The organism is Micromonospora sp. CNZ309, from assembly GCF_002846525.1.
This window is the reverse complement of the sequence record NZ_PJNG01000001.1, coordinates 1,199,071-1,221,760: the sequence shown is the minus strand read 5'-3', so window position 1 is coordinate 1,221,760 and position 22,690 is coordinate 1,199,071. Positions and strand designations below refer to the sequence as shown.

Annotated in this window: 19 protein-coding genes; 13 read left to right on the top strand and 6 right to left on the bottom strand. The window is 73.4% G+C overall.

Annotated features, from left to right (window positions below):
• Positions 1-63 precede the first annotated feature (63 nt).
• The 3 genes from CLT72_RS04755 to CLT72_RS04745 form a co-directional block, all read right to left on the bottom strand.
• Positions 64-1,356, bottom strand: a complete 1,293-nt coding sequence (locus CLT72_RS04755; RefSeq protein WP_486484179.1) for an RNA polymerase sigma factor — start codon at positions 1,354-1,356, stop codon at positions 64-66.
• A 5-nt stretch (positions 1,357-1,361) separates the two neighbouring features.
• Complete coding sequence (locus CLT72_RS04750; protein ID WP_231926197.1) at positions 1,362-1,703, bottom strand: YciI family protein; 342 nt, start codon at positions 1,701-1,703, stop codon at positions 1,362-1,364.
• A 178-nt stretch (positions 1,704-1,881) separates the two neighbouring features.
• Positions 1,882-3,873 (bottom strand): SpoIIE family protein phosphatase, encoded by a 1,992-nt coding sequence (locus tag CLT72_RS04745; protein ID WP_101409691.1) that lies wholly within the window; start codon positions 3,871-3,873, stop codon positions 1,882-1,884.
• A 231-nt stretch (positions 3,874-4,104) separates the two neighbouring features.
• Here CLT72_RS04745 and CLT72_RS04740 point away from each other — a divergent pair, with 231 nt between their 5' ends.
• From CLT72_RS04740 to CLT72_RS04725, 4 genes are all read left to right on the top strand, one after another.
• Positions 4,105-5,217 (top strand): glycoside hydrolase family 183 protein, encoded by a 1,113-nt coding sequence (locus tag CLT72_RS04740; RefSeq protein WP_101414936.1) that lies wholly within the window; start codon positions 4,105-4,107, stop codon positions 5,215-5,217.
• 102 nt (positions 5,218-5,319) lie between these two features.
• Positions 5,320-6,447, top strand: a complete 1,128-nt coding sequence (locus tag CLT72_RS04735; protein WP_101409690.1) for an ABC transporter permease — start codon at positions 5,320-5,322, stop codon at positions 6,445-6,447.
• Positions 6,444-7,121 carry an ABC transporter ATP-binding protein gene (locus tag CLT72_RS04730; RefSeq protein WP_101409689.1) on the top strand — a complete coding sequence of 226 codons (678 nt, stop codon included), beginning with the start codon at positions 6,444-6,446 and terminating at the stop codon, positions 7,119-7,121. The genes CLT72_RS04735 and CLT72_RS04730 overlap by 4 nt, the downstream gene beginning before the upstream one ends.
• 15 nt (positions 7,122-7,136) lie before the next feature.
• Positions 7,137-7,718, top strand: a complete 582-nt coding sequence (locus tag CLT72_RS04725; RefSeq protein WP_101409688.1) for a TetR/AcrR family transcriptional regulator — start codon at positions 7,137-7,139, stop codon at positions 7,716-7,718.
• A 46-nt stretch (positions 7,719-7,764) separates the two neighbouring features.
• Here the strand turns inward: CLT72_RS04725 and CLT72_RS04720 are convergent, their stop codons facing one another.
• The 3 genes from CLT72_RS04720 to CLT72_RS04710 all read right to left on the bottom strand — a co-directional run bounded on the left by CLT72_RS04720 (position 7,765) and on the right by CLT72_RS04710 (position 9,258).
• Positions 7,765-8,040 (bottom strand): cation:proton antiporter regulatory subunit, encoded by a 276-nt coding sequence (locus CLT72_RS04720; protein ID WP_101409687.1) that lies wholly within the window; start codon positions 8,038-8,040, stop codon positions 7,765-7,767.
• A 102-nt stretch (positions 8,041-8,142) separates the two neighbouring features.
• Positions 8,143-8,907, bottom strand: a complete 765-nt coding sequence (locus tag CLT72_RS04715) for a rod shape-determining protein (RefSeq protein WP_144082188.1) — start codon at positions 8,905-8,907, stop codon at positions 8,143-8,145.
• A 144-nt stretch (positions 8,908-9,051) separates the two neighbouring features.
• On the bottom strand, positions 9,052-9,258 hold the full coding sequence (locus CLT72_RS04710) for a hypothetical protein (protein WP_089000551.1): 207 nt from the start codon (positions 9,256-9,258) through the stop codon (positions 9,052-9,054).
• A gap of 224 nt (positions 9,259-9,482) precedes the next feature.
• On the opposite strand from CLT72_RS04710, the gene CLT72_RS04705 reads away from it, so the two are divergent.
• From CLT72_RS04705 to CLT72_RS04665, 9 genes are all read left to right on the top strand, one after another.
• Positions 9,483-9,923, top strand: coding sequence for a hemerythrin domain-containing protein (locus tag CLT72_RS04705; protein ID WP_101414935.1), 441 nt, complete (start codon positions 9,483-9,485; stop codon positions 9,921-9,923).
• Between the two features lie 217 nt (positions 9,924-10,140).
• Positions 10,141-13,839, top strand: a complete 3,699-nt coding sequence (locus tag CLT72_RS04700) for a nitrate reductase subunit alpha (protein ID WP_101409685.1) — start codon at positions 10,141-10,143, stop codon at positions 13,837-13,839.
• The gene (gene narH, locus CLT72_RS04695; protein ID WP_101409684.1) at positions 13,839-15,533 is read left to right on the top strand and encodes a nitrate reductase subunit beta; all 1,695 of its coding nucleotides are present in this window, start codon (positions 13,839-13,841) and stop codon (positions 15,531-15,533) included. The genes CLT72_RS04700 and narH overlap by 1 nt, the downstream gene beginning before the upstream one ends.
• Positions 15,530-16,156, top strand: a complete 627-nt coding sequence (narJ, locus tag CLT72_RS04690) for a nitrate reductase molybdenum cofactor assembly chaperone (protein WP_101409683.1) — start codon at positions 15,530-15,532, stop codon at positions 16,154-16,156. The genes narH and narJ overlap by 4 nt, the downstream gene beginning before the upstream one ends.
• A 40-nt stretch (positions 16,157-16,196) precedes the next feature.
• Positions 16,197-16,958, top strand: coding sequence for a respiratory nitrate reductase subunit gamma (gene narI, locus CLT72_RS04685; protein ID WP_101409682.1), 762 nt, complete (start codon positions 16,197-16,199; stop codon positions 16,956-16,958).
• Between the two features lie 34 nt (positions 16,959-16,992).
• Positions 16,993-18,252 (top strand): MFS transporter, encoded by a 1,260-nt coding sequence (locus tag CLT72_RS04680; protein ID WP_101409681.1) that lies wholly within the window; start codon positions 16,993-16,995, stop codon positions 18,250-18,252.
• A gap of 363 nt (positions 18,253-18,615) precedes the next feature.
• Complete coding sequence (locus tag CLT72_RS04675) at positions 18,616-19,992, top strand: glycoside hydrolase family 10 protein (RefSeq protein ID WP_101409680.1); 1,377 nt, start codon at positions 18,616-18,618, stop codon at positions 19,990-19,992.
• 185 nt (positions 19,993-20,177) lie between these two features.
• The gene (locus CLT72_RS04670) at positions 20,178-21,074 is read left to right on the top strand and encodes a GNAT family N-acetyltransferase (protein ID WP_101409679.1); all 897 of its coding nucleotides are present in this window, start codon (positions 20,178-20,180) and stop codon (positions 21,072-21,074) included.
• 136 nt (positions 21,075-21,210) lie between these two features.
• A complete protein-coding gene (locus CLT72_RS04665; protein ID WP_101409678.1) occupies positions 21,211-22,527 on the top strand; it encodes an extracellular catalytic domain type 1 short-chain-length polyhydroxyalkanoate depolymerase in 1,317 nt (438 codons plus the stop codon).
• The last annotated feature ends 163 nt before the right edge of the window (positions 22,528-22,690 follow it).

The following is a 22,690-nucleotide window of genomic DNA, read 5'->3' as shown; positions in this document are numbered from 1 at the left end:
CAAGGCGGGTCCTCACGGGCCCGCCTTGTCCCGTTCGGGGCGCGGGGACCGGTCGGGCGGCCGTCACGCCGGCGACGCGCCGGGCCCTGCGATCGCGTCCAGCCTGCGGCGCAGCAGGGCACGCTCCGGCTCGGTGCCGGCCAGGGCGAGCGCCTCCCGGTACGCCTCGGCGGCCTCGGCGTGCCGGCCGAGGCGGTGCAGCAGGTCGGCCCGTGCCGCCGGGTACGGGTGGTGGCCCCGCAGCAGCGGCTCGCCGGCCAGCTCGTCCAGCAGCGCCAGGCCCGCCTCCGGGCCGTCGCGCATGGCCACGGCGGCGGCCCGGTTGAGCGCGACGACCGGGGACGGCGCGAGGGCGAGCAGCACGTCGTAGAGCGCGACGATCTGCGGCCAGTCGGTGGTGGCGAGGTCCGCCGCCTCGACGTGCAGGGCGGCGATCGCGGCCTGCACCCCGTACGGGCCGGGCGGGCCGCCGGTCAGCGCGACGGGCACCAGGGCGAGGCCCTCGGCGATCATCGGGCGGTCCCAGCAGCCACGGTCCTGCTCGTCGAGCAGCACCAGTTCGTCGTCGGGGCCGGTGCGGGCGTCGCGACGGGCGTGGACGAGCAGCATGAGCGCGAGCAGCCCGGCGACCTCCCGCTCGGCGGGCAGCAGCCGGCGCAGGATCCGGGCCAGCCGAACGGCCTCCTCGGCGAGGTCGAGCCGTTGCAGGCGAGGGCCCCCGCTGGCCGCGTAGCCCTCGGTGAAGATCGAGTACACCGCCTGGAGCACCCCCGGCAACCGTTGCGGCAGCTCGCCCGCCTCGGGGACACGGAACGGGATCCGCGCCTCGTGGATCTTCTTCTTCGCCCGGGTGATCCGCTTGGCCATCGTCTCCGTCGGCACCAGGAAGGCGCGGGCCACCTCGGGCGTGGTCAGGCCGGCCAGGTAGCGCAGGGTCAGCGCCCCCCGGTCCTCGGCGGCGAGCGCGGGATGGGCGCAGGTGAAGAAGAGCTGGAGCCGCTCGTCCGGCAGCTCGTCACCCGTCCCGACGGCGGGGGCGGGGTCCGCGCGGTCCGCCTCCGCCTGGAGAACGGCCAGCCGTACGGCGAGGGCCTGGTCCCGCCGCAGCCGGTCGACGGCCCTGCGCCGCGCCGTGGTCATCAGCCAGGCGCCCGGCCGGGGCGGGACGCCGTCGACCGGCCACCGCGCCAACGCCGTCTCGACCGCCTCGGAGGTGACCTCCTCGGCGAGGTCGAGGTCGCCGAAGCGGCGGACGAGGGCCGCCAGCAGCCGGCCGCGTTCCTCGCGGAACACGGCCTCCACGACCGCCGCCGGCGCCTCGTCCGTCCCCCCGTTGCCGGCGGGCGTCACGCCCACCGCGCTCAGCCCGCGAAGTCGGCGACCGGCCGGACCACGACGGAACCGCCCGCGCGCGCCCCGGGGCAGCGCGCCGCCCAGTCGAGCGCGACGTCGAGGTCCGGCACGTCGATCACGTAGAAGCCGCCGAGGATCTCGCGGGTCTCGGCGAACGGCCCGTCCGTGACGGTCCGCCTGCCGTCCGGGCCGACCCGGACCGTGGTGGCGGTGACCAGGTCGGCCAGCGACTCGCCGGAGACGAGGATCCCCGCCTCGCGCACCTGCTTGTCGTACGCCATCCAGTCCCCGACCTCGCAGCCGGCGGCGCCGCCGTCCCCGTCGACCGCCCCCGCGTTGATGAGCAACATGTACTTCACGATCCCACTCCCCTTCCGTGTCGCGTCGCCCCTGCCGTTCCGGGCGACGCCGTACGCCATCACTACGGACGGGGCACGGCCGATTGGACACCCCACCCGGAATCTTTCCGCGCCGGGTCCGGCGCGGTCCCGGCTCCCGGGACGATCCCGCGCGAGCCGACCCCGCCGGTCACGGGCGCGTCCCCTCGTGGGTGGCGTCCGTGCCGGCCTGCGGCAGGAGGGGGCCCAGCCCGGTCAGCTCCAGTACGGCGTGGGCCGGGCTCTGCGGTGTGGCGGTGACGCGCAGGTGCGCGATGATCCGGTCGACCTCGTGCAGGATCCGCACGCCGGTGCTGCTCAGGTGGGTGACGGGGGTGAGGTCGATGGTCAGCGGCAGGCTGCCGCCGCGGCTGGCCTGCATGATCGCGGCGCGCAGCGCGGGGCCGGTGGCCAGGTCCACCGGCCCCTGCACCCGCAGCACCCGGCCCGTCGGTGTCTCGACCACGGCGACGGCGAACTCCTCGGCGGCGGTGGCCTGCTTGTGGGGTCCGGCGGCCTGGGCGGCGGCCACGGTGCTCACCGTGGTCCCCTGGCCGATGTGCCGGTGCATGCTGACGGTGGTGCCGGTCTCGGTGTGGCGGACCTCCGCCCGGTCGACGAGTCCGCGGATCATCGTGAGCCCACGACCACGGGCGCCCGGGTCGGCGACCGGCGGGCGCCACCGTCCCTGGTCGGCGCAGCTGACGTGCACGACGCCCTGGTGGTCCAGCGTGCCGTGCAGCGTGAACGTCCCCGGCGTACCGCTCGGATAGGCGTGGTCTACGGCGTTGGTGACGGCCTCCCCAGCGGCGTGCACGAGGTCGCTGGCGTCGGGAGCGCTGGCCCCGATCCGGGCCAGCCAGTCGCCCAGGTGCCGGCGCATCGGGCGCAGCGCCGCCGTCTCGGCGGGCAGGGTCACGTGCAGGGGCGCCACGGGCTCCGGCAGGAGGTGGGCGGCGAGGAGCGTGGTGTCGTCGCCGAAGCCGCCGCCGGCCAGGGCGAGACGTTCCGTGACCAGGGTGCACATCCGGTCGGGCAGCCGCTGCGGGACGGTCGTGGCCTCGTGCAGGATCGCCCGTCGGGCCCCCGCCGCGGCGTCGGCCAGGATGCGGGCGCCGTCGTGCAGGTTTCGCCGGGGTCGTTCGATGAGGCCGTCGGTGTAGAGCAGCAGGACGTCGTCGGCCCGCAGCCGGCAGGTGTGCACCGGGGCGGGACCGGCTCCGGTGCCCAACGGCCCGGCGGGCGTCAGCGACAGGTACCGGCCGTCGCCGCTCGGGCTGACGACCAGGGGCGCGGGGTGCGCGTGGCTGGCCACCTGGAGGGTGCCCGTGCCCGGGTCGAGGATCGCGAGGCAGGTGGTGGCCGCCCGGGTGGCGTGGGCGCGGGCCGCGAAGTCGTCCAGGACGGTCAGCACCTGCGGCAGGTCTCCGCCCGACTGCAACGCCTGCCGGGCGACCGTACGCAACTGGCCCATGGCGGCCGCGGCGGCGGCGCCGTGCCCGACGACGTCGCCGACGGTCAGCGCGAGCCGCCCGTCGGGTAGGGGAACGGCGTCGAACCAGTCCCCGCCGGCGACGAGGTCGCTGCTCGCGACGAGGTAGTGCGCGGCGACCTGGACGTGCGGCAGGACGGGCAGTGTGTCGGGCAGCAGGCTGCGTTGCAGCTCCAGGACCAGTCCGACGGCCTGCCGGTAGCGGCGCTCGGCGGTGGCGGCGGCGGCCTCGGCGGCCTGTCGGGCGGCCACCACGGGGGTCGCGTCGACGGCCTGCACGATCACCCCGCGTACGGAACCGTCGGGGTTGCGCCAGGGCGCCATGTCGAACGTGTAGAAGGCCTCCGTGAGCCTGCCGTCGCCGTTGCGGTCGGTCAGGACGCGCTGCTCGTAGCCGTGCGAGCGGACGCCGTGCAGGGCCTGGTCGAGCAGCTCGAAGATGTGCTGGCCGGCGAGTTCCGGCACCGCCGAGCGGAAGGGCTCGCCGAGCAGGCCGCTGCGGTCGCCGACGGCGGCCCGTACGGCCGGGTTCGCGGCCACCACCCGCAGCTCGGGCCCCTCGAAGATCCACACGAATCCGGGCAGCTGCTCGAACCCGTCGAGCACCGCCTGCGGATCGCCGGAGGACCAGCGTGTACGCGGATCGACCACAGACGCCTACCCCTTACCCGTGCGTACCACCAGCACCCTGTCATGCCCGCGCCCGCCCCGTCCAATCCACCCCGCCCGCCGACACGCCACGGGCCGCCGGTCGGGGCGGGCAGGTCCTTGACCCCGCCGGGTGGCTGGCCGTAGGTTCCAGCCCTACATCGACACCGGTAACTAGAGTGCGCTTCCCGCGCCCGCGGCCTTCCGGGACCCCGCACGAAGAGGATGGTCACCATGATCTCCCGCCGCTCCCTGCTCGGCACGGTCGCCGCCGCCGGCGTCGCCACGGCCGTCGCGCCGGTCCTCGCCCCCGGCGTGGCCCGAGCCGCCTCCTGGAAGAAGCGCCTGACGGGCGCCGACCTCGACACCAACCACCGGTGGCGGGTCGCGGGCACGGACCTCGGCATCCCGTACGTGCTGGAGAACGGCTCGATCGGCTACCTGTTCGGCGACACGTTCGACACGCCGTGGCCCGAGGGCCCGCCGGTGCCCAACGACTGGCGCTCGCCGGTGATGCTGCGCTCCGCCGTGCACCCCGGCGCACCCGGCGGGATCGTCTTCGACAGCGCCGCCCGCGTCGCCGGCAACGGCCGGGCCCCGGAGCTGATGCACAACGGCCACCACGGGATCGGCATCGACGGCCTGTGGGAGGTGACCGTCATCCCCAACGACGGCATCGCCTTCCCCGAGACCGGCCGCCAGCTCGTGTCGTACATGAGCATCGAGAACTGGCACTCCGCCGGCCCGGCCGGGCCGCACTGGCGCTCGCGCTACGCCGGGCTGGCCTACAGCGACAACGGCAACGACTTCGTCCGTACGCCGCTGAAGTGGTGGAACGACGGCGCCAACACCGACCCGTTCCAGATGTGGACGATGCAGCGCGACGGCGACTGGGTGTACGTCTTCTCGGTGCGCGCCGGCCGCCAGCACGGGCCGATGATGCTGCGCCGGGTGCGCTGGGACCGGCTGTTCTTCCCGGAGTCGTACGAGGGCTGGGGCTGGAACGGTAGCAACTGGGGCTGGGGCCGCCCGTGCACGCCGATCCTGACCGGCCGCTTCGGCGAGCCCTCGGTGCGACGGCTGGCCGACGGCACCTGGGTGATGTCGTACCTCAACTGCGCCACCGGCTGCATCGTCACGCGCACGGCGGACGGGCCGGACCGGGTCTGGACGGCGGAGAAGGTCCAGGTCACCTCCTGGCAGGAGCCCGGTCTCTACGGCGGCTTCATCCACCCGTGGTCCAGCCGGCGGGCCAACGACCTGCACCTCATGGTCTCGAAGTGGACCAGGACGCCCGACAACCGCAGCACCGCCTACCACGTCAGCCAGTTCGTCGGGTCGGTGTAGCCAGGCGCCGCCCCGGCCGGCCGACGGCGCCGGAAAGATGCCGACAGCATGTTGGTACGATGCCGACATGCAGTCGGTAAAATTGCGCCCCCGGTGGTGGGCATGTTCCTAGCGGTACGCGAACTGCGGTTCGCCAAGGCCCGGTTCGGCCTGATGGGGGCGGTCGTCGCGCTCATCGCGGTGCTGGTGGTGCTGCTGTCCGGGCTCTCCACGGGCCTGGTGAACGACGGCGTGTCGGGGCTCCAGCGCATCCCGGCGACCTCCTTCGCCTTCGCCGACGGGGTGCAGCACGATTCGGCGTTCTCCCGCAGCGTCGTCGACGTCTCCGCGGTCGACTCGTGGAAGGCCCAGCCCCGGGTCGCCGACGCGGCGCCGTTCGGCAACGCGCTGATCAACGCCCGCAGCGACTCGGGCGTGGAGATCGACCTCGCGTTGTTCGGCGTGCCCACCGACTCGTTCCTCTCCCCGCCCGTGGCCGAGGGCACCCGGCTGCACGCCGCCGACGGCATCGTGGTGAGCCGGACCGCGATCGAGGCCGGGCTGCGGGTGGGCGACACGGTCACCGTCGACCGGATCGGCACCCGGCTGACGGTGGTGGGCGCCATGGCCGAGCAGCACACGTTCGGTCACGTCGACGTGGCCTACCTGCCGCTGCGGATCTGGCAGGAGATCAAGGCCGGCGTCCGCCCCGGCGAACCCGTACCGGGCGGCACCTACGACGAGATCACCGCCGTGGCGGTGCGGGCCGCCGACGGCGCCGAGGTCGACCTGGCGGCCGGTGACCGTGCCGCCGGCACCGAGAGCCTGTCCCGCACCCAGTCGTACGGCGCCTCGCCCGGATACACCGCCGAGACGTCGACCCTGCGGCTGATCGAGTGGTTCCTCTACGCCATCTCCGCGCTGGTGGTCGGCGCCTTCTTCACCGTGTGGACCATCCAACGCCGCGCGGAGATCGCCGTGCTGCGGGCCATGGGCGCTCCGACGGGATACCTGCTGCGCGACGGGCTGGCCCAGGCCTTCGCCTTGCTGCTGCTCGCCGTCGGCGCGGGCGTCGCGGTCGGCACCACGGCCGGCAGCCTGGTCGGCAGCGGCATCCCGTTCGCGCTCAGCGCGCCGGCGATCGCGGTGGCCGCCCTCCTCCTGCTCGTCCTCGGCCTGGCCGGAGCGGCCGTGGCCATCGTCCGGATCGCCGCGGTGGATCCGCTGACCGCACTGGGAGCGAACCGATGACCGACACCGGACTGGTCATGCGCGGCGTGAGCCTGCGCTTCGGCGACGGCGACGACACCGTACCGGCCCTGGACGGCGTCGACCTGACCGTCGCCCCCGGGCAGTTCGTCGCGGTCGTCGGCCCCTCGGGGGCCGGCAAGTCCAGCCTGCTCGCGGTGGCCGGCGGGCTGACCGTCCCGACCTCGGGCTCGGTCACCCTCGCCGGGCGGGACATGACCGTGCCGAGCGCGCGGGCGCGGGCTGCCCTGCGCCGGGAGTTCGTCGGCTTCGTGTTCCAGTCCAGCAACCTCATTCCCGCGCTGACCGCCGTGGACCAGCTGCGGTTGCCGGCCCGCTTCGGCGGTCACGGCTCCCGGGCCCGCGAGGCGACGGCCCTGCTCGACGAGGTCGGGATGGCCCACAAGGCGAACCGCCGCCCGCATCAGCTCTCGGGTGGCGAACGGCAACGTGTCGGCATCGCCCGTGCCCTGGTCAACCGGCCGCGACTACTCTTGGTGGACGAGCCGACCGCCGCCCTCGACCGTGCCCGCAGTCACGAGGTGGTGGAGCTGCTGGCCCGCGAGACCAAGGAGAACGACGTCGCCACCGTCATGGTCACCCACGACCACGACGTGCTGCGCCACTGCACGAAGGTGTACGAGATGATCGACGGGCGACTGATGCCCGTGCCGTGACGATGGGGGGGTTCCGTGCCGAAGATCCAGGCGCCCACGGTGGCCGAGCACCGTGCCCGGCAGCGGCGGGCGATCCTGGCGGCGGCGCGGGAGATCCTCGCGGAGAGCGGGGCGCGGGCGCCGAGCCTGGCCGAGGTGGGCAAGCGCACGGGCCTGGCACGCCCCAGCGTCTACCAGTACTTCAAGTCGCGGGAGGACCTGCTCAACGCCGTCATCGCGGACATGTTCCCGGAGTGGTCGGCGTACGTCACGCAGCAGATGGACCGGGCCACCGACCCGGGCGGGCGGGTGCTGGCCTACGTCGAGGCCAACCTGCGCCTCGTCGCCCAGGGGGAGCACGCGGTCATGCGCGGGCTCGCCGCCAGCGTGCCGGGCGCCGTCCTCGCCGAGGAGAGTCGCGTCCTGCACGACCAGCTGCGTACGCCGCTGGTGGCGGCCCTGGCCGAGCACGGCGCGAGCGATCCGGCGGCGGCGGCGGAGCTGGTCCAGGCGGTGGTCTACGCGTCCTCACAGATGATCGAGAACGGCACCCCGGAAGCCGCGGTGCTCGCCCTCACCCGGGAGCTTCTGGGCCCCTACCTACGACAGCAGGGCTGAGCGTCACCGGTGTCCGGCGGCGGCCCGGCGGACCATCCGGCGCGGCTTACCCGCCGACGGCCGGGGTAGTCGTCGCCGGAACTCCGGCTCCGGGGCCGGTGACGTCGAGGGCGTCGAGCAGACCCAGCAGTCCGGCCAGGACGACGGCCTCGTCGCGTTCCAGCGTGATGCTGCGGGTGGCATCGGGGTCCTCGCCGTCGGAGTGGACCAGCTCGCGCCGGCCGCCCGCGTGGTGGGTCACCACCCCGACGCGCACTCCGGCGGCGGTGGTGAACATGCGGCGGGTCCCGATGCCGGGCAGCGGGGTCAGTTCGACGTCCATCGGAAACTCCAGGGGATGCGGGGAGGGGCCGGGACGGTCCGGTCCCGGCGCGGTGGGGCGGCGCGGTGGGGCGGGCGCAGGTCGTGCGGCCGCCCCACCGCCTCAGCCGGTGAGCAGCAGGCGCAGGCCGGCGAGCGTGGCCAGGTGCGGATCGGCGGGCATCGTGACGACCCGGCCGGTCAGGGCCGCCAGTCGGGCGCCGAGTTCGGGGTGCACCGCCCCGCCGCCGGTGATCAGCAGCCGGCGGCGCCCCGGCCACACGGGCCGCGCGCCCAGGCGTCGTACCGCGGCGGCGATCAGCGGCACCTGGTCGAGGGCGTTGGGCACGTCGACGCGCTCGGCGGCCTCGACCGCGCGGTCGGCGATGTGGGCGATCTCGGTGCGCCCCAGTCCGATGTCGACAGCCACCACGTCGTCGCCGTCGAGGTCGGCCCGGCAGGCCAGGGCGGCGGCCAGCGGTTCCTCCACCGTGGCGACGCGCCCGCCGAACGCGTGGCGGACCGCCGCGACGAGGAGGTCCTTCTGCCGCAGCGTGGCGGTGGCCGGCACGCCGACCACGACCGGGGAGACGTCGTCGCCGGGCCGTCCGCTGGCCGCGGCCACCGACCGCAGCAGGTGTACGCAGGCGAAGAAGTCGGTCACCACGCCGTGCCGCACCGGCCACGCCAGTTTCACGTCACCGGTGTCGCGCAGCGCGATGGCGGCCCGCCCGACGGCCTGGGCGCCGGTCGAGTTCCAGGCGACGACGGCGGGTTCGGCGACGACCGTGCCGCACGTCGGCGTCCACAGCCGTACGGTCGAGGTGCCCAGGTCGAGGGCGACGGGATGGCGCAGGCCGAAGCGGGCGTACGCGCCGGGGGCCAGCATGCTCACCACCCCCGTCGTGGGGCGGGCGTGGCCCGGGCTCCGTCGCGGACGGAGCGGGGCAGGATGGATCGGTCGTGGTGCGGGGTGGGCATGGCGCTCCAAGCCACAGGCCCGCGTCGTGGGACGCGGGAAGGCGGACGGGCTTCAGACGGCGAACGTCAGCCCGGGCGGAGCGCGGTCGGCCGACCACGCGGGCACGCAGCCGGGAACGGCCCGTCGCGTACGCCGGAACACGATGCACAGCCCGACGGCCCGCGCCGCGGAGAGGACCATGACCAGCACGGTCAGCATCAGCAGCGCCGGCAGCGAGACCCGCCTGCCGGCGCGGCGGAGGCCGTGCCGATCCTGCATGCGCCCACCATAGCCGGGCGACCTGCCGGCCAGCCACGCCGTCACCCGACGGGCCGCCGTTCAGGCGGCAGGCGGGCGGCAGCAACAGCGGGGCGCCGGTGGGCGGGCGACGGGCGGGGCGGGCCCGTCGCCCCGGCGTACCGGGCCGGTCGGCCCTGCCGACGGTGCCGCGGCCACGCCGAGGATGGGACCGGACGCGCCACCCGATCCTGGAGATGATCAGCATGTGCAACTACTGCGGCTGCCGGGAGTTCCCCCTGATCGGCCGGCTCTCGGCCGAGCACGAGGCGATCGCCAACGCCGCGGGCCGGCTGCGCGACGCGGTACGGGCGGGGGGCGCGGACGCGCCGACGGCGCTCGACGCCCTGCTGGCCCTGCTGATCCCGCACACCGCCACGGAGGAGGAGGGGCTCTTCGTCGAACTGCGGGCGGAGGGCAGCCTGGCCGACGCGGTGGAGAAGCTCTGCGCCGAGCACGAGGACATCCACGGTGTGCTCGGCGCCGTCGATCGCCGCACGCCGGACTGGCCGGCGGTGCTGGCCGCCCTGGACCGGCTGCACCGGCACATCGACAACGAGGAGCACGGCCTCTTCCCGGCCGCGGTGATCGCGCTGCCCATCCCGGCGTGGGACCGGATCACCCCGACGGCCGGCGCCGCGCGGTAGGTCGCGCCGGAAGCCGACACCGGCGCGGCGGGATGCGGACCGGCACGGCGCGGAGAACCGGGACCCGGCCGGAACACCTGATGATCTCGGGACCTTCGGCCCGGTTGCCCGGGGCTGCTGATCGCGACGATGGCTCTGGGCCCCCGCCTCCGGTTGCGCGCCGGCGCATTCGCCGCAAATGTGGGGCTCACGGTGATCTACCGGAGGGATGGGTTTCATGTCACGAGCTACCGAGGGAGCCGGGCGGGCGCTGCTGGCGGTCGGCGGCTTGGTGCGCCGGGCCGAGGTGTCCGCCGACGGCCGGACGCTGCACCAGATCGGCGGCCGGGAGGCGGACGCGTTCTACCGGGACCGCTGGTCCTACGACAAGGTGGTGCGCTCCACGCACGGCGTCAACTGCACCGGCTCGTGCTCCTGGAAGGTGTACGTCAAGGACGGCATCATCACCTGGGAGCAGCAGCAGACCGACTACCCCAGCGTCGGGCCGGACCGGCCGGAGTACGAGCCGCGCGGTTGTCCCCGGGGCGCCGCCTTCTCCTGGTACACCTACTCCCCCACCCGGGTGCGCTACCCGTACGCCCGGGGTGTGCTGGTGCAGATGTACCGCGAGGCCAAGGCCCGCCTCGGTGACCCGGTCGCCGCGTGGGCGGACATCCAGGCCGACCCGGAGCGCCGCCGCCGCTACCAGAAGGCGCGCGGCAAGGGCGGCCTGGTGCGCATCGGCTGGGACGAGGCGCAGGAGATGGTCGCCGCCGCGCATGTGCACACGATCGGCGAGTACGGCCCCGACCGGGTCGCCGGCTTCTCCCCGATCCCGGCGATGTCGATGGTGTCGCACGCCGTCGGCGCCCGGTTCGTGTCGCTGCTCGGCGGGTCGATGCTGTCCTTCTACGACTGGTACGCCGACCTGCCGGTGGCCTCCCCGCAGGTCTTCGGCGACCAGACCGACGTGCCCGAGTCCGGCGACTGGTGGGACGCCTCCTACTTCGTCATGTGGGGTTCCAACGTCCCGGTGACCCGCACCCCCGACGCGCACTGGATGGCCGAGGCGCGCTACCGGGGCCAGAAGGTCGTGGTGGTCAGTCCGGACTTCGCCGACAACGTGAAGTTCGCCGACGAGTGGATGCCCGCCCAGCCGGGCACCGACGGCGCGCTGGCGATGGCGATGGGGCACGTGATCCTCAAGGAGTTCTTCGTCGACCGGCGCACCCCGCGCTTCGTCGACTACGTGCGCCGCTTCACCGACCTGCCGTTCCTGGTGACGCTGGAGCCCGGCGCGGACGGCGCGTACCGGCCGGGCAAGTTCCTGACGGCCGAGGACCTCGGCGAGGGCGGGAAGGAGGCGGCCTTCAAGACGGTGCTCTGGGACTCGGCCACCGACGCGCCCGCCGTGCCGCGCGGCAGCCTCGGGCACCGCTGGGGCGAGCGGGACGGGCAGTGGAACCTCGACCTGGGCGACCTGGAGCCGGCACTGACCTGCCTGGGCGCTGGCGACGCGGTCGAGGTGGAGCTGCCCCGCTTCGACACCGACACTCCGCAGGTGCTGCGCCGGGGCGTGCCGACCCGGCGCATCCGGGGGACGGCCGGGAGCCCCGCCGGCACGGGCGCAGAGATCATCGTGACCAGCGTGTTCGACCTGCTGCTGGCCCAGTACGGGGTGGCCCGCGACGGGCTGCCCGGGCAGTGGCCGGCGGGCTACGACGACGTCGCGTCGCCGTACACGCCGGCGTGGCAGGAGCCGGTCACCGGGGTGCCGGCGGCGCAGGTCGCCCGGATCGCGCGGGAGTTCGCCGACAACGCGGAGCGCTCCGGCGGCCGCTCGATGATCCTGCTCGGCGCCGGCACCAACCACTGGTTCCACTCCGACGCCACCTACCGGGCGATCCTGGCGCTGGTGACCCTCACCGGATGCCAGGGCGTCAACGGCGGCGGCTGGGCGCATTACGTCGGGCAGGAGAAGTGCCGCCCGGCGACCGGCTGGGCGCAGCTCGCGTTCGGCCTGGACTGGGTGCGCCCGCCGCGGCAGATGATCGGCACCGCCTTCTGGTACGTGCACACCGACCAGTGGCGCTACGACACGTACTCCGCCGACGTGGTCTCCTCCCCCGTCGGCACGGGCGCCTTCGCCGGCAAGCACACCATGGACCTGCTGGCCCAGTCGGCGCGCTCGGGCTGGATGCCGTCGATGCCGACGTTCGACCGCAGCCCGCTCGACCTGGCCGACGAGGCCCTGGCCGCCCGCCCCGACGACCCGGGCGGCTGGGTGGCCGAGCAGCTCGGCGAGGGGCGGTTGCGCTTCGCCTGCACCGACCCGGACGCGCCGGAGAACTGGCCGCGCGTGCTCACCGTGTGGCGGGCCAACCTGCTCGGCTCGTCGGCGAAGGGCAACGAGTACTTCCTGCGGCACCTGCTCGGCACGGACGCCAACCTGCGCGCCGACGAGGCCCCGGAGGAGCTGCGGCCGAAGGACGTGACCTGGCGGGAGGAGGCGCCGGAGGGCAAGCTCGACCTGCTGCTGTCACTGGACTTCCGGATGACCTCCACGACGCTCTTCTCCGACGTCGTGCTGCCGGCCGCCACCTGGTACGAGAAGCACGACCTGAGCAGCACCGACATGCATCCCTTCGTGCACGCGTTCACCCCGGCGATCAACCCGCCATGGCAGACCCGCACCGACTTCGACGCCTTCCACGGCATCGCCCGCGCGTTCTCGACGTTGGCGGAGCGGCACCTCGGCGTACGCAAGGATCTCGTCGCGGCGCCGCTGCTGCACGACACCCCGGACGCGATGGCGACCCCGCACGGCCGGGTGCGCGACTGGGCGGCCGAGGGTGAGACGCCGGTGCCCGGCCGGACGATGCCGAAGCTGCTGGTGGTGGAACGCGACTACGGCGCGGTCGCGGACAAGCTGGCGGCGCTCGGTCCGCTGATGGACACCCTCGGCACGTCCGGCAAGGGCGTGGCGGTCGACGTCACGCCGGAGGTCGCGTACCTGCGTCGCAAGAACGGCGAGGTGCGCGGCGGGGTGGCCGACGGGCGGCCGTCGCTGGCGACGGACGTGCACGCTTGCGAGGCGATCCTCGCCCTCTCCGGCACCACCAACGGCCGCGTCGCCACCGCCGGCTTCCGTGACGTGGAGAAGCGCACGGGCGTACGCCTGGCGGACCTGGCCGCCGAGCACGAGGGCAAGCAGATCACCTTCGCCGACACCCAGTCCCGCCCGGTGCCGGTGATCACGAGCCCGGAGTGGTCCGGCAGCGAGCACGGCGGTCGCCGCTACTCGCCGTTCACGATCAACACGGAGCGGCTCAAGCCGTGGCACACGCTGACCGGTCGGCAGCACTTCTTCCTCGACCACGACTGGATGCACGAGGCGGGCGAGGCACTGCCGATCTTCCGCCCGCCGCTGGACATGCACCGCCTCTTCGGCGAGCCGAGGCTCGGCCGCAACGGCGAGCTGGAGATCACCGTCCGGTACCTGACGCCGCACTCGAAGTGGTCGATCCACTCGGAGTACCAGGACAACCTGCTGATGCTGACGCTGTCGCGCGGCGGGCCGACGATGTGGATGAGCGAGGCCGACGCCGCGAAGATCGGCGTACGGGACAACGAGTGGATCGAGGCGGTCAACCGCAACGGCGTGGTGGTCTGCCGGGCCGTGGTCAGCCACAAGATGCCCGAGGGGACGGTCTACATGTACCACGCCCAGGAACGGGTGATCGACGTGCCGAAGGCCGAGGTCAACGGCCGGCGCGGCGGCATCCACAACTCGCTGACCCGGCTGCTGGTAAAGCCCACGCACCTCATCGGCGGGTACGCCCAGTTGTCGTTCGCGTTCAACTACCTCGGGCCCACCGGCAACCAGCGCGACGAGGTCACCGTGATCCGCCGCCGTTCGCAGGAGGTGCAGTACTGATGCGCGTGATGGCCCAGATGGCGATGGTGATGAACCTCGACAAGTGCATCGGCTGCCACACCTGCTCGGTGACGTGCAAGCAGGCGTGGACCAACCGGTCCGGCGTCGAGTACGTCTGGTTCAACAACGTGGAGACCCGGCCCGGCCAGGGCTACCCGCGCACGTACGAGGACCAGCAGCGGTGGCAGGGCGGCTGGGTGCGCACCCGCTCGGGGAAGCTGAAGCCCCGCTCGGGCGGCCGGTTGAAGAAGATGTTCGGCATCTTCGCCAACCCGAAGCTGCCGTCCATGCAGGACTACTACGAGCCGTGGACGTACGACTACGAGCACCTGCTCACCGCGCCGGCGGGGGACGACACCCCCGTCGCCCGGCCGAAGTCCCTGCTCACCGGCCAGGACACGAAGATCACCTGGAGCGCCAACTGGGACGACTCGCTCGCCGGCGGCAACGAGATCGCCGCCGGCGACCCGGTGCTGGCGAAGGTCTCCGACCAGGTGAAGCAGGAGTTCGAGAAGACGTTCATGTTCTTCCTGCCGCGCATCTGCGAGCACTGCCTCAACCCGTCCTGCGCGGCGTCCTGCCCCTCGGGGGCGATCTACAAGCGCGCCGAGGACGGCATCGTGCTGGTCGACCAGGACCGGTGCCGGGGGTGGCGGATGTGCGTCACGGGCTGCCCGTACAAGAAGGTGTACTTCAACCACCGCACCGGCAAGGCCGAGAAGTGCACGTTCTGCTTCCCGCGCATCGAGATCGGCCAGCCGACCATCTGCTCCGAGACCTGCGTGGGCCGCCTGCGCTACCTGGGGCTGATGCTCTACGACGTCGACCGGGTCGCCGAGGCCGCGGCCGTCAAGGACGAGGACGACCTCTACGCCGCGCAGCGTTCGGTCTTCCTCGACCCGCACGACCCGGCCGTGGCCGAGGCCGCGCGGGCCGCCGGCATCCCCGAGGACTGGATCGACGCCGCGCGACGCTCCCCGATCTGGGACCTGATCATGAAGTACGAGGTGGCGTTGCCGCTGCACCCGGAGTACCGGACCATGCCGATGGTCTGGTACATCCCGCCGCTGTCGCCGGTGGCCGACGTGCTGCGCGACACCGGTCACGACGCGGAGGACGCGGGCAACCTCTTCGGCGCGATCGACGCGCTGCGCATCCCGGTGGAGTACCTCGCCGAGCTGTTCAGCGCCGGCGACCCCGCCCCGGTGCGCGCCGTGCTCAACCGGCTCGCGGCGATGCGCTCGTACCAGCGCCGGATCAACCTGGGCGAGGCGCCCGACGAGTCGATCGCCGCCGCCGTGGGCATGACCGGGGAGCAGATGGACGAGATGTACCGGCTGCTGGCCATCGCCAAGTACGAGCAGCGCTACGTCATCCCGACGGCGCACGCCGAGGACGCGCACCGGCTGGAGAAGATCGCCACCGAGTGCAGCCTCGACTACGAGGGCGGCCCGGGCATGGGCGGCGGCGGCCCGTACGGGCAGGGTCCCTTCGGGGAGTCGTCGGGCACGCCGGTGCCGGTGCAGGTGGAGACCTTCCACATGCTGCGCGACCGGCAGACCGCGGACGGTTTCACCGATCCCGGCGACGAGCCGCGCCGGGTGAACCTGCTGAACTGGGACGGCAAGGGCACCCCGAGGGGGCTCTTCCCGCCCCGGCCGCGAGACGCCGAGCAGGACGGGGAGGGACGATGAGCGGGCCCGACTGGCGGGCGGTGGCGGCGCGGGCCGCGTCGCTGCTGCTGCGCTATCCCGACGAGGAGGTCATGGCGGCGCTGCCGGTGCTGCGCGCCGCTCTCGACGAACTTCCGGCGGCGGTCGCCGGGCCGCTGCGCGAGGTGGTCGCGTACCGCGAGGGCACCGGGGCCGGCCAGCTCCGCTCGGCGTACGTCGAGCTGTTCGACTTCCGTCGCCGCTGCTGCCTGCACCTGACGTACTACACCTGCGGGGACACCCGTAAGCGGGGCGAGGCCCTCGTCGGCTTCACCGCCGCGTACAAGCGGGCGGGCCTGGAGGTGGTCGACGGCGAGCTGCCCGACTTCCTGCCCGCGGTGCTCGACCTGTCCGCCGTGGACGACGGCGGGTGGCGGCTGCTGCGCGACAACCGGGTCGGCCTGGACCTGCTGGTGGAGGCGCTGGGCCGGGAGAGGTCGGCGTACCGGCAGGCGGTGGCCGCGGTGCGGGAGATGCTGCCGCCCGCCGGGCCGGCGGAACTCGCCGCCGCCGCCCGGCTGGCCCGCACCGGCCCGCCCGTGGAGCAGGTCGGCCTGGAGCCGTTCGGGCTCGTCGACACCACGACTCTGGGCGGTCGCCGGTGAGCGCCGAAAGCACCGCCACCACGAACGGAGGACGAGACCGATGAACACGCTGCTGTGGGTCGTGTACCCGTACCTGTCCCTGGTGGTGCTGGTCGGTGGGCTGATCTGGCGGCACCGGTACGACAAGTTCGGCTGGACCACCCGTTCCTCGCAGCTCTACGAGAGCACGATCCTGCGGTGGGGCAGCCCGCTGTTCCACTTCGGGGTGCTGATGGTCCTGATCGGACACGTCGGTGGCCTGCTGATCCCCGAGTCGTGGACCGAGGCGGTCGGCATCACCGAGCACGGCTACCACCTGATGGCCGTGTTCATCGGCACGGTGGCCGGCTTCTGCACCCTGATCGGCCTGGGCATCCTCATCGCCCGCCGGCGGCTGACCGGCCCGGTCTTCGCCGCCACCACCCGCAACGACAAGGCCATGTACGTGGTGCTCGCCGGCGTGATCGTGCTCGGCCTCTGGGCGACCGTGCGCGCCAACGTGTCGGGGCCCGGCTACAACTACCGCGAGACGATCTCCCCGTGGTTCCGGTCGCTGTTCTACCTGAGCCCGGACCCGGAGATCATGGCCGGCGTACCGGTGGCCTTCCAGATCCACATCCTGGCGGCGTTCGCCCTCTTCGCGTTCTGGCCCTTCACCCGGCTGGTGCACGCGTTCAGCGCGCCGGTGGGCTACGCCACCCGCCCGTACGTCGTCTACCGCAGCCGCGACGACCGGCCCGGGTTGCGGCCGGGTCGCCCCGGCTGGGAGGGCCCGCCGAAGCTGCCCACCTCGCGCGGGGGCCGCAGCCGCTCGGGCCGGTGACGGCCGAACCAGGACGATTCGACGGAGAGCAGCCATGAGCATCCTCCCTGACGGACAGCCGACGCAGGCGACCTCCACGCCGGGTGCAGCCTCCCCCGGCGCTGGCGGCGGACCAGCGCCGGGCAGATCGGGCGCCACCATCCAGCTCGTCCTGGCCACCCTCGGCTTCCTGGTGAACTTCTGGGGGTGGGCGCTGCTGGGGCCGCTCGGCCCGGGCATCAAGGACCGCCTCGACCTCAGCTTCGCCGCGCAGTCCCTGCTGGTGGCCGTACCGGTGGTGGTCGGGTCGCTGGGCCGCATCCCGGTCGGTGCCCTCACCGACCGCTACGGCGCCCGGGTGGTCTTCCCGCTGGTCACGCTCGCCACGATCGTGCCGGTGCTGACCCTCAGCGTGGTCTCCTCCTATCCGGCGCTGATCGTGACGGGTTTCTTCCTGGGCATCGGCGGCACCGCCTTCGCCGTCGGCGTGCCGCTGGTCTCCGGCTGGTACCCGCCCGCGCGGCGCGGGTTCGCGATCGGCGTGTTCGGCATCGGCATGGGCGGCACGGCGATCGCCAACTTCACCACCGTCCGGCTCGCCGACGCCTACGGCTCCCGGGCACCGTTCCTGCTGGTGGCCGCGATCCTCGCGGGCTACGCGGTGCTGTCGTTCCTGCTGCTGCGCGACGCGCCGGGACGCGTCCGGCCGACCGGGTCGGCGTGGGCGCGCCTCGCCAAGGTGGGTCGGCTGACCGTGACCTGGCAGTTGTGTTTCCTGTACGCGGTCGGCTTCGGCGGGTTCGTGGCCTTCAGCGTGTACCTGCCCGCCTACCTGAGCACCGCCTACGGGCTGGACGCCGCCGACGGCGCGTTGCGCACCGCCGGGTTCGTGGTCCTCGCCGTCCTCGCCCGCCCGCTGGGCGGCTGGCTCTCCGACCGGCTGCACCCGGTGCCCGTCCTGGTCTGGTGCTTCGCGGGGGTGGCCGCGTTCGCGGTGGTGCAGGCCTTCGAGCCCGCCCTGCTGCCCGTGGCGACCGTCGCGCTGCTCGGGATGGCGGTGCTGCTCGGCGCGTCCAGCGGGGCCGTCTTCGCCCTCGTCGGCAGGGTCGCCCCGGCCGATCAGGTGGGCGCGGTCACCGGCCTGGTCGGCGCCGCCGGCGGGCTGGGCGGGTTCGTCCCGCCGCTGGTGATGGGCTGGGTGTACGGCGTGCAGGGGTCGTACGCCATCGGTTTGATGCTGCTCTCCGACGTCGCGCTGGCCGCGGCGGTGTTCACGGCGGTGAAGATGGGCGGCCTGGCCAGGCGCGACGCCTGATCGCCGGTCAACGCCGGCCCGGCACTCTGCTGAGCGTTACGGAAGCACCCCGAAAAATCCGGTCGACGGACACTCGCACCGATCGCATGGAGATCGGCGCGGGTGTCCGTCGCGTTTTCCCGCGCTGCGCTGACCTGGTATCCGGATCGACTCTGCCGGATGATGACCCTCCTTAGCTATCGTTAGTTTTCCGGAAATTCTTGCTCGCCGATGTGATGCGCTGCCATACTCCACATCCACCAGGGTCGATGGTGACGGGCGCGCAGCCCTCGCGGTGCAGCCCCGCCAGCGGCCCCGGTCCGGCACACCCCCACCACCTCGGTCCGCCCACGACGGTGCGGACCGGCCCCGGAAGGAGCAGGAATGATCGAGAGGTGCCACCGGGACACCCGGCCGAGATCGCGCCCCCGCCTGCACGCGGCCCTCGCCGTCGCCGCAGTGGGACTGCTCGCGGCGGCCGGCGCCACGGTCCTGCCCGGCGCGGCGAGCGCCGGGACCACCCTCGGCGCGTCGGCGGCGGAGCGCGGCCGCTACTTCGGCGCCGCCGTCGCCGCCAACAAGCTCAGCGACAACACCTACGTCACGATCCTCAATCGCGAGTTCAACTCGGTGACGCCCGAGAACGAGATGAAGATCGACGCGACCGAGCCGCAGCAGGGGCAGTTCACCTTCGCCAACGCCGACCGGATCGTCAACCACGCCCGCAGCCGGGGGATGAAGGTGCGCGGCCACACCCTGGCCTGGCACTCCCAGCAGCCCGGCTGGATGCAGAACATGTCCGGCAGCGCCCTGCGTTCCGCGATGCTCAACCACGTCACCCAGGTCGCCACCTACTACCGCGGCAAGATCGACTCGTGGGACGTGGTGAACGAGGCGTTCGCCGACGGGTCCAGCGGCGCCCGCCGCGACTCCAACCTCCAGCGCACCGGCAACGACTGGATCGAAGCCGCCTTCCGGGCCGCGCGGGCCGCCGACCCCGGCGCGAAGCTCTGCTACAACGACTACAACACCGACAACTGGACACACGCCAAGACTCAGGCCGTCTACAACATGGTCCGCGACTTCAAGCAGCGTGGCGTGCCGATCGACTGCGTGGGCCTCCAGTCGCACTTCAACAGCGGCTCGCCCTACCCGGGCAACTACCGCACCACCCTGTCCAGCTTCGCCGCCCTCGGCGTCGACGTCCAGATCACCGAACTCGACATCGAAGGCTCCGGCACCACCCAGGCCACCACCTACCGCAACGTCGTCACCGACTGCCTCGCCGTCACCCGCTGCACCGGCATCACCGTCTGGGGCATCCGCGACACCGACTCCTGGCGAGCCAGCGGCACCCCGCTGCTCTTCGACGGCAACGGCAACAAGAAGCCGGCATACGACGCGGTCCTCGCCGCCCTCAACAACGGCACTCCCCCGCCGACCACGGCGCCGCCGACGACCGGCCCGACCACCCCGCCGCCGGGCGGCGGAAACTGCACCGCCACCCTGCGCGACGGCACCCGGTGGGGTGACCGCTTCAACAGCGAGGTGACGGTCAGCGGCGCCACCAACTGGACGGTCGTCGTCGCGGTGACGCCCCCGCAGAAGGTCTCCGCCACCTGGAACGGCACGCCGAGCTGGGACAGCAGCGGAAACGTCATGACCATGCGTTCGAACGGCAGCGGCAACGTCTTCGGGTTCACCACGATGGCCAACGGCAACTGGAGCCGCCCGCAGGTCTACTCCTGCACCGCCTCCTGAGCGCGGCCGCCGGACGGTCCCGGGGCGGCGCCCGCCGCGCCGCCCCGGGAACCGCGGGTCGACTCCGGCCCCGGGCGTCGGGCGTCGGGCGGCCATCGCGCGCGTCGCCGGTGTCGGGGGCCGGGGCGGCCGGCGCCGGAAGGGCGCTGGCGCGGATCTGGGTTACCTGACTAAAGTCAGGCTTCATGGAAGCCGAGCTCATCGCCGCCGTGCGGCGGTTCAACCGGACGGTGACCCAGCGGGTGGGGGCGCTCGACGACGAGTACATGGCGCGCGCCCGCCCCCTCGCGCAGGCCCGGCTGCTGTGGGAGATCGGCCCCGCCGGCGCCGAGGTCGCCGCGCTGCGGTCCCGGCTCGGGCTGGACTCGGGGCACCTCAGCCGCCTCCTGCGCGCCCTGGAGGGCGACGGGCTCGTCACCGTCGGGCCGGCCGAGCAGGCCGGCGGGGACGCCCGGGTGCGGGTCGCCACGCTCACCGACGTCGGCCGCGCCGAGTGGGCGGAACTCGACGCGCGCTCCGACGAGTTCGCCCGGTCGATCCTCGCACCGCTGACCGGGCGGCACCGCGAGCGACTCGTCGCGGCGATGGCCGAGGTGCAGCGGTTGCTCGTCGCGTCGATGGTGCACGTCGGGCCCTGCCCGCCGGGCGACCCGCGGGCACGCGCGTGCGTACGGGCCTACGCCCGGGAGGTGGCGCGGCGCTTCGACGGCGGGTTCGACCCGGCCCGCAGCAACCCGGTCCGCGACGAGGAACTCGTCCCCCCGGCGGGCGTGTTCCTGCTCGCCACGCTCAACGCCGAGCCGGTCGGCTGCGGCGCGGTGAAGCTGCACCCTGGCGCCCCCGCCGAGATCAAGCGGGTCTGGGTGGCGGACTCCGTACGCGGGCTCGGGCTCGGGCGGCGGCTGCTGGGCGAGCTGGAGCGGCACGCCGCCGAGCGGGGCTGGACCGCCGTCCGGCTGGACACCAACCGCAACCTCACCGAGGCGATCGCGATGTACCGGGCGGCCGGCTACCGGGAGATCGAGGCGTACAACGCCGAGCCCTACGCCCACCACTGGTTCGAGAAGCGACTGACACCGTGACGACCCGACCGGCGCTTGCGGGACCCTCGACACTCATGGAGACTTGTCGATGCTTCTGAGCCGGATGTGATCGGGTAGCCGGGCAGCCCTCGATCGGAACCCCGCCCTGTCCGCCGTCTGAGGAGAGGAACAGTTGATGAGAGCCAGACTCCGACTGCTGGGCGCCGCCCTGGCCGCCGCCGCGCTGACCGCGCTGGCGGCGGTGGCGCTCGCCCCGCCGGCGTCCGCCGCGACGCTGACCGAGGTGACGAACTTCGGCCCCAACCCGAGCAACCTGCGCATGTACCTGTACGTGCCGGACGCCGTCGCGCCCCGGCCGGGGCTGCTGGTCGCGGTGCACTACTGCACCGGCACCGGCCCCGCCATGTACTCCGGCACCCAGTACGCGGCCCTGGCCGACCGGTACGGCTACATCGTCGTCTACCCGTCGGTCACCCGCAGCAGCCAGTGCTTCGACGTCTCCTCCCCACAGGCGCTGCGCCGCGACGGCGGCAGCGACCCGGTGGGCATCAAGTCGATGGTCGACCACGTCCGGCAGCGGTACGCCGTCGACCCCGACCGGATCTTCGCCACCGGCATCTCGTCCGGGGCCATGATGACCAACGTCCTGCTCGGGCTCTATCCCGACGTGTTCAGCGCCGGCGCGGCGTTCTCCGGCGTACCCTTCGGCTGCTTCGCCACCACCAACGGCTCCGAGTGGAACAGCGAGTGTGCCAACGGCCAGGTCAGCCGGACCCCTCAGCAGTGGGGAGACCTGGTCCGCAACGCCTACCCGGGATACACCGGGCGACGGCCGCGCATGCAGACGTGGCACGGGACGAACGACGAGGTGCTGCGCTACCCCAACTTCGGCGAGCAGATCAAGCAGTGGACCAACGTGCACGGGCTGAGCCAGACGCCGACGTACACCGACAGCCCGCAGGCCGGCTACACCCGCACCCGCTACGGCGGCAGCGGCGACCGGGCGCCGGTCGAGGCGATCAGCATGCAGGGCGTGTCGCACAACCTGCCGGTCGACGCGGCGCAGGCGATCCGCTTCTTCGGCCTCGACACCACGACTCCGCCTCCCACGACGCCGCCCCCGACGACCCCGCCGCCTAGCACTCCCCCGCCCAGCACTCCCCCGCCGCTGCCGGGCGGCTGCCGGGTCGGCTACACCGTCAACGCGTGGAACGCCGGGCTGACCGCCTCCGTCACCGTCACCAACACCGGCACCGCGACGGTCGACGGCTGGTCGCTGGCCTTCCCGCTGCCCGCCGGGCAGAACATCACCAACGGCTGGAACGCGACGTACGCCCCCACCAGCGGCGCGGTCACCGCCCGCAACGTCTCCTACAACGCCACCATCGCGCCCGGCGCGTCGGTCAGCGTGGGCTTCCAGGCCACCCACACCGGCGACACGGGGCGACCCGCCTCGTTCACCCTCAACGGCGTCACCTGCACGATCGCCTGAACCGGCCGGGGCGGCGCCGACCCCGGCGCCGCCCCGACGGACAGCCGGTGCGCCACCGCAGCCGGATCCCTGTCGTTACCGTCCCGGGATGCGGTGGACGGTGGCCCGACGGAGCCTCGTCGTGCTGGCCGGCTGGTACGCGTTCGCCGTGCCCGCACCGGTT

Excerpts from the sequence above, each read along its gene's own strand:
- CLT72_RS04680 (WP_101409681.1), top strand. The coding sequence starts at position 16,993 with ATGAGCATCCTCCCTGACGGACAGCCGACGCAGGCGACCTCCACGCCG.
- narJ (WP_101409683.1), top strand. The coding sequence starts at position 15,530 with ATGAGCGGGCCCGACTGGCGGGCGGTGGCGGCGCGGGCCGCGTCGCTG.
- CLT72_RS04715 (WP_144082188.1), bottom strand. The coding sequence starts at position 8,907 with ATGCTGGCCCCCGGCGCGTACGCCCGCTTCGGCCTGCGCCATCCCGTC.
- CLT72_RS04750 (WP_231926197.1), bottom strand. The coding sequence starts at position 1,703 with ATGTTGCTCATCAACGCGGGGGCGGTCGACGGGGACGGCGGCGCCGCC.
- CLT72_RS04720 (WP_101409687.1), bottom strand. The coding sequence starts at position 8,040 with ATGGACGTCGAACTGACCCCGCTGCCCGGCATCGGGACCCGCCGCATG.
- CLT72_RS04710 (WP_089000551.1), bottom strand. The coding sequence starts at position 9,258 with ATGCAGGATCGGCACGGCCTCCGCCGCGCCGGCAGGCGGGTCTCGCTG.
- narH (WP_101409684.1), top strand. The coding sequence starts at position 13,839 with ATGCGCGTGATGGCCCAGATGGCGATGGTGATGAACCTCGACAAGTGC.
- CLT72_RS04700 (WP_101409685.1), top strand. The coding sequence starts at position 10,141 with ATGTCACGAGCTACCGAGGGAGCCGGGCGGGCGCTGCTGGCGGTCGGC.
- CLT72_RS04730 (WP_101409689.1), top strand. The coding sequence starts at position 6,444 with ATGACCGACACCGGACTGGTCATGCGCGGCGTGAGCCTGCGCTTCGGC.
- narI (WP_101409682.1), top strand. The coding sequence starts at position 16,197 with ATGAACACGCTGCTGTGGGTCGTGTACCCGTACCTGTCCCTGGTGGTG.
- CLT72_RS04670 (WP_101409679.1), top strand. The coding sequence starts at position 20,178 with ATGGAAGCCGAGCTCATCGCCGCCGTGCGGCGGTTCAACCGGACGGTG.
- CLT72_RS04665 (WP_101409678.1), top strand. The coding sequence starts at position 21,211 with ATGAGAGCCAGACTCCGACTGCTGGGCGCCGCCCTGGCCGCCGCCGCG.
- CLT72_RS04735 (WP_101409690.1), top strand. The coding sequence starts at position 5,320 with ATGTTCCTAGCGGTACGCGAACTGCGGTTCGCCAAGGCCCGGTTCGGC.
- CLT72_RS04705 (WP_101414935.1), top strand. The coding sequence starts at position 9,483 with ATGTGCAACTACTGCGGCTGCCGGGAGTTCCCCCTGATCGGCCGGCTC.
- CLT72_RS04740 (WP_101414936.1), top strand. The coding sequence starts at position 4,105 with ATGATCTCCCGCCGCTCCCTGCTCGGCACGGTCGCCGCCGCCGGCGTC.
- CLT72_RS04675 (WP_101409680.1), top strand. The coding sequence starts at position 18,616 with ATGATCGAGAGGTGCCACCGGGACACCCGGCCGAGATCGCGCCCCCGC.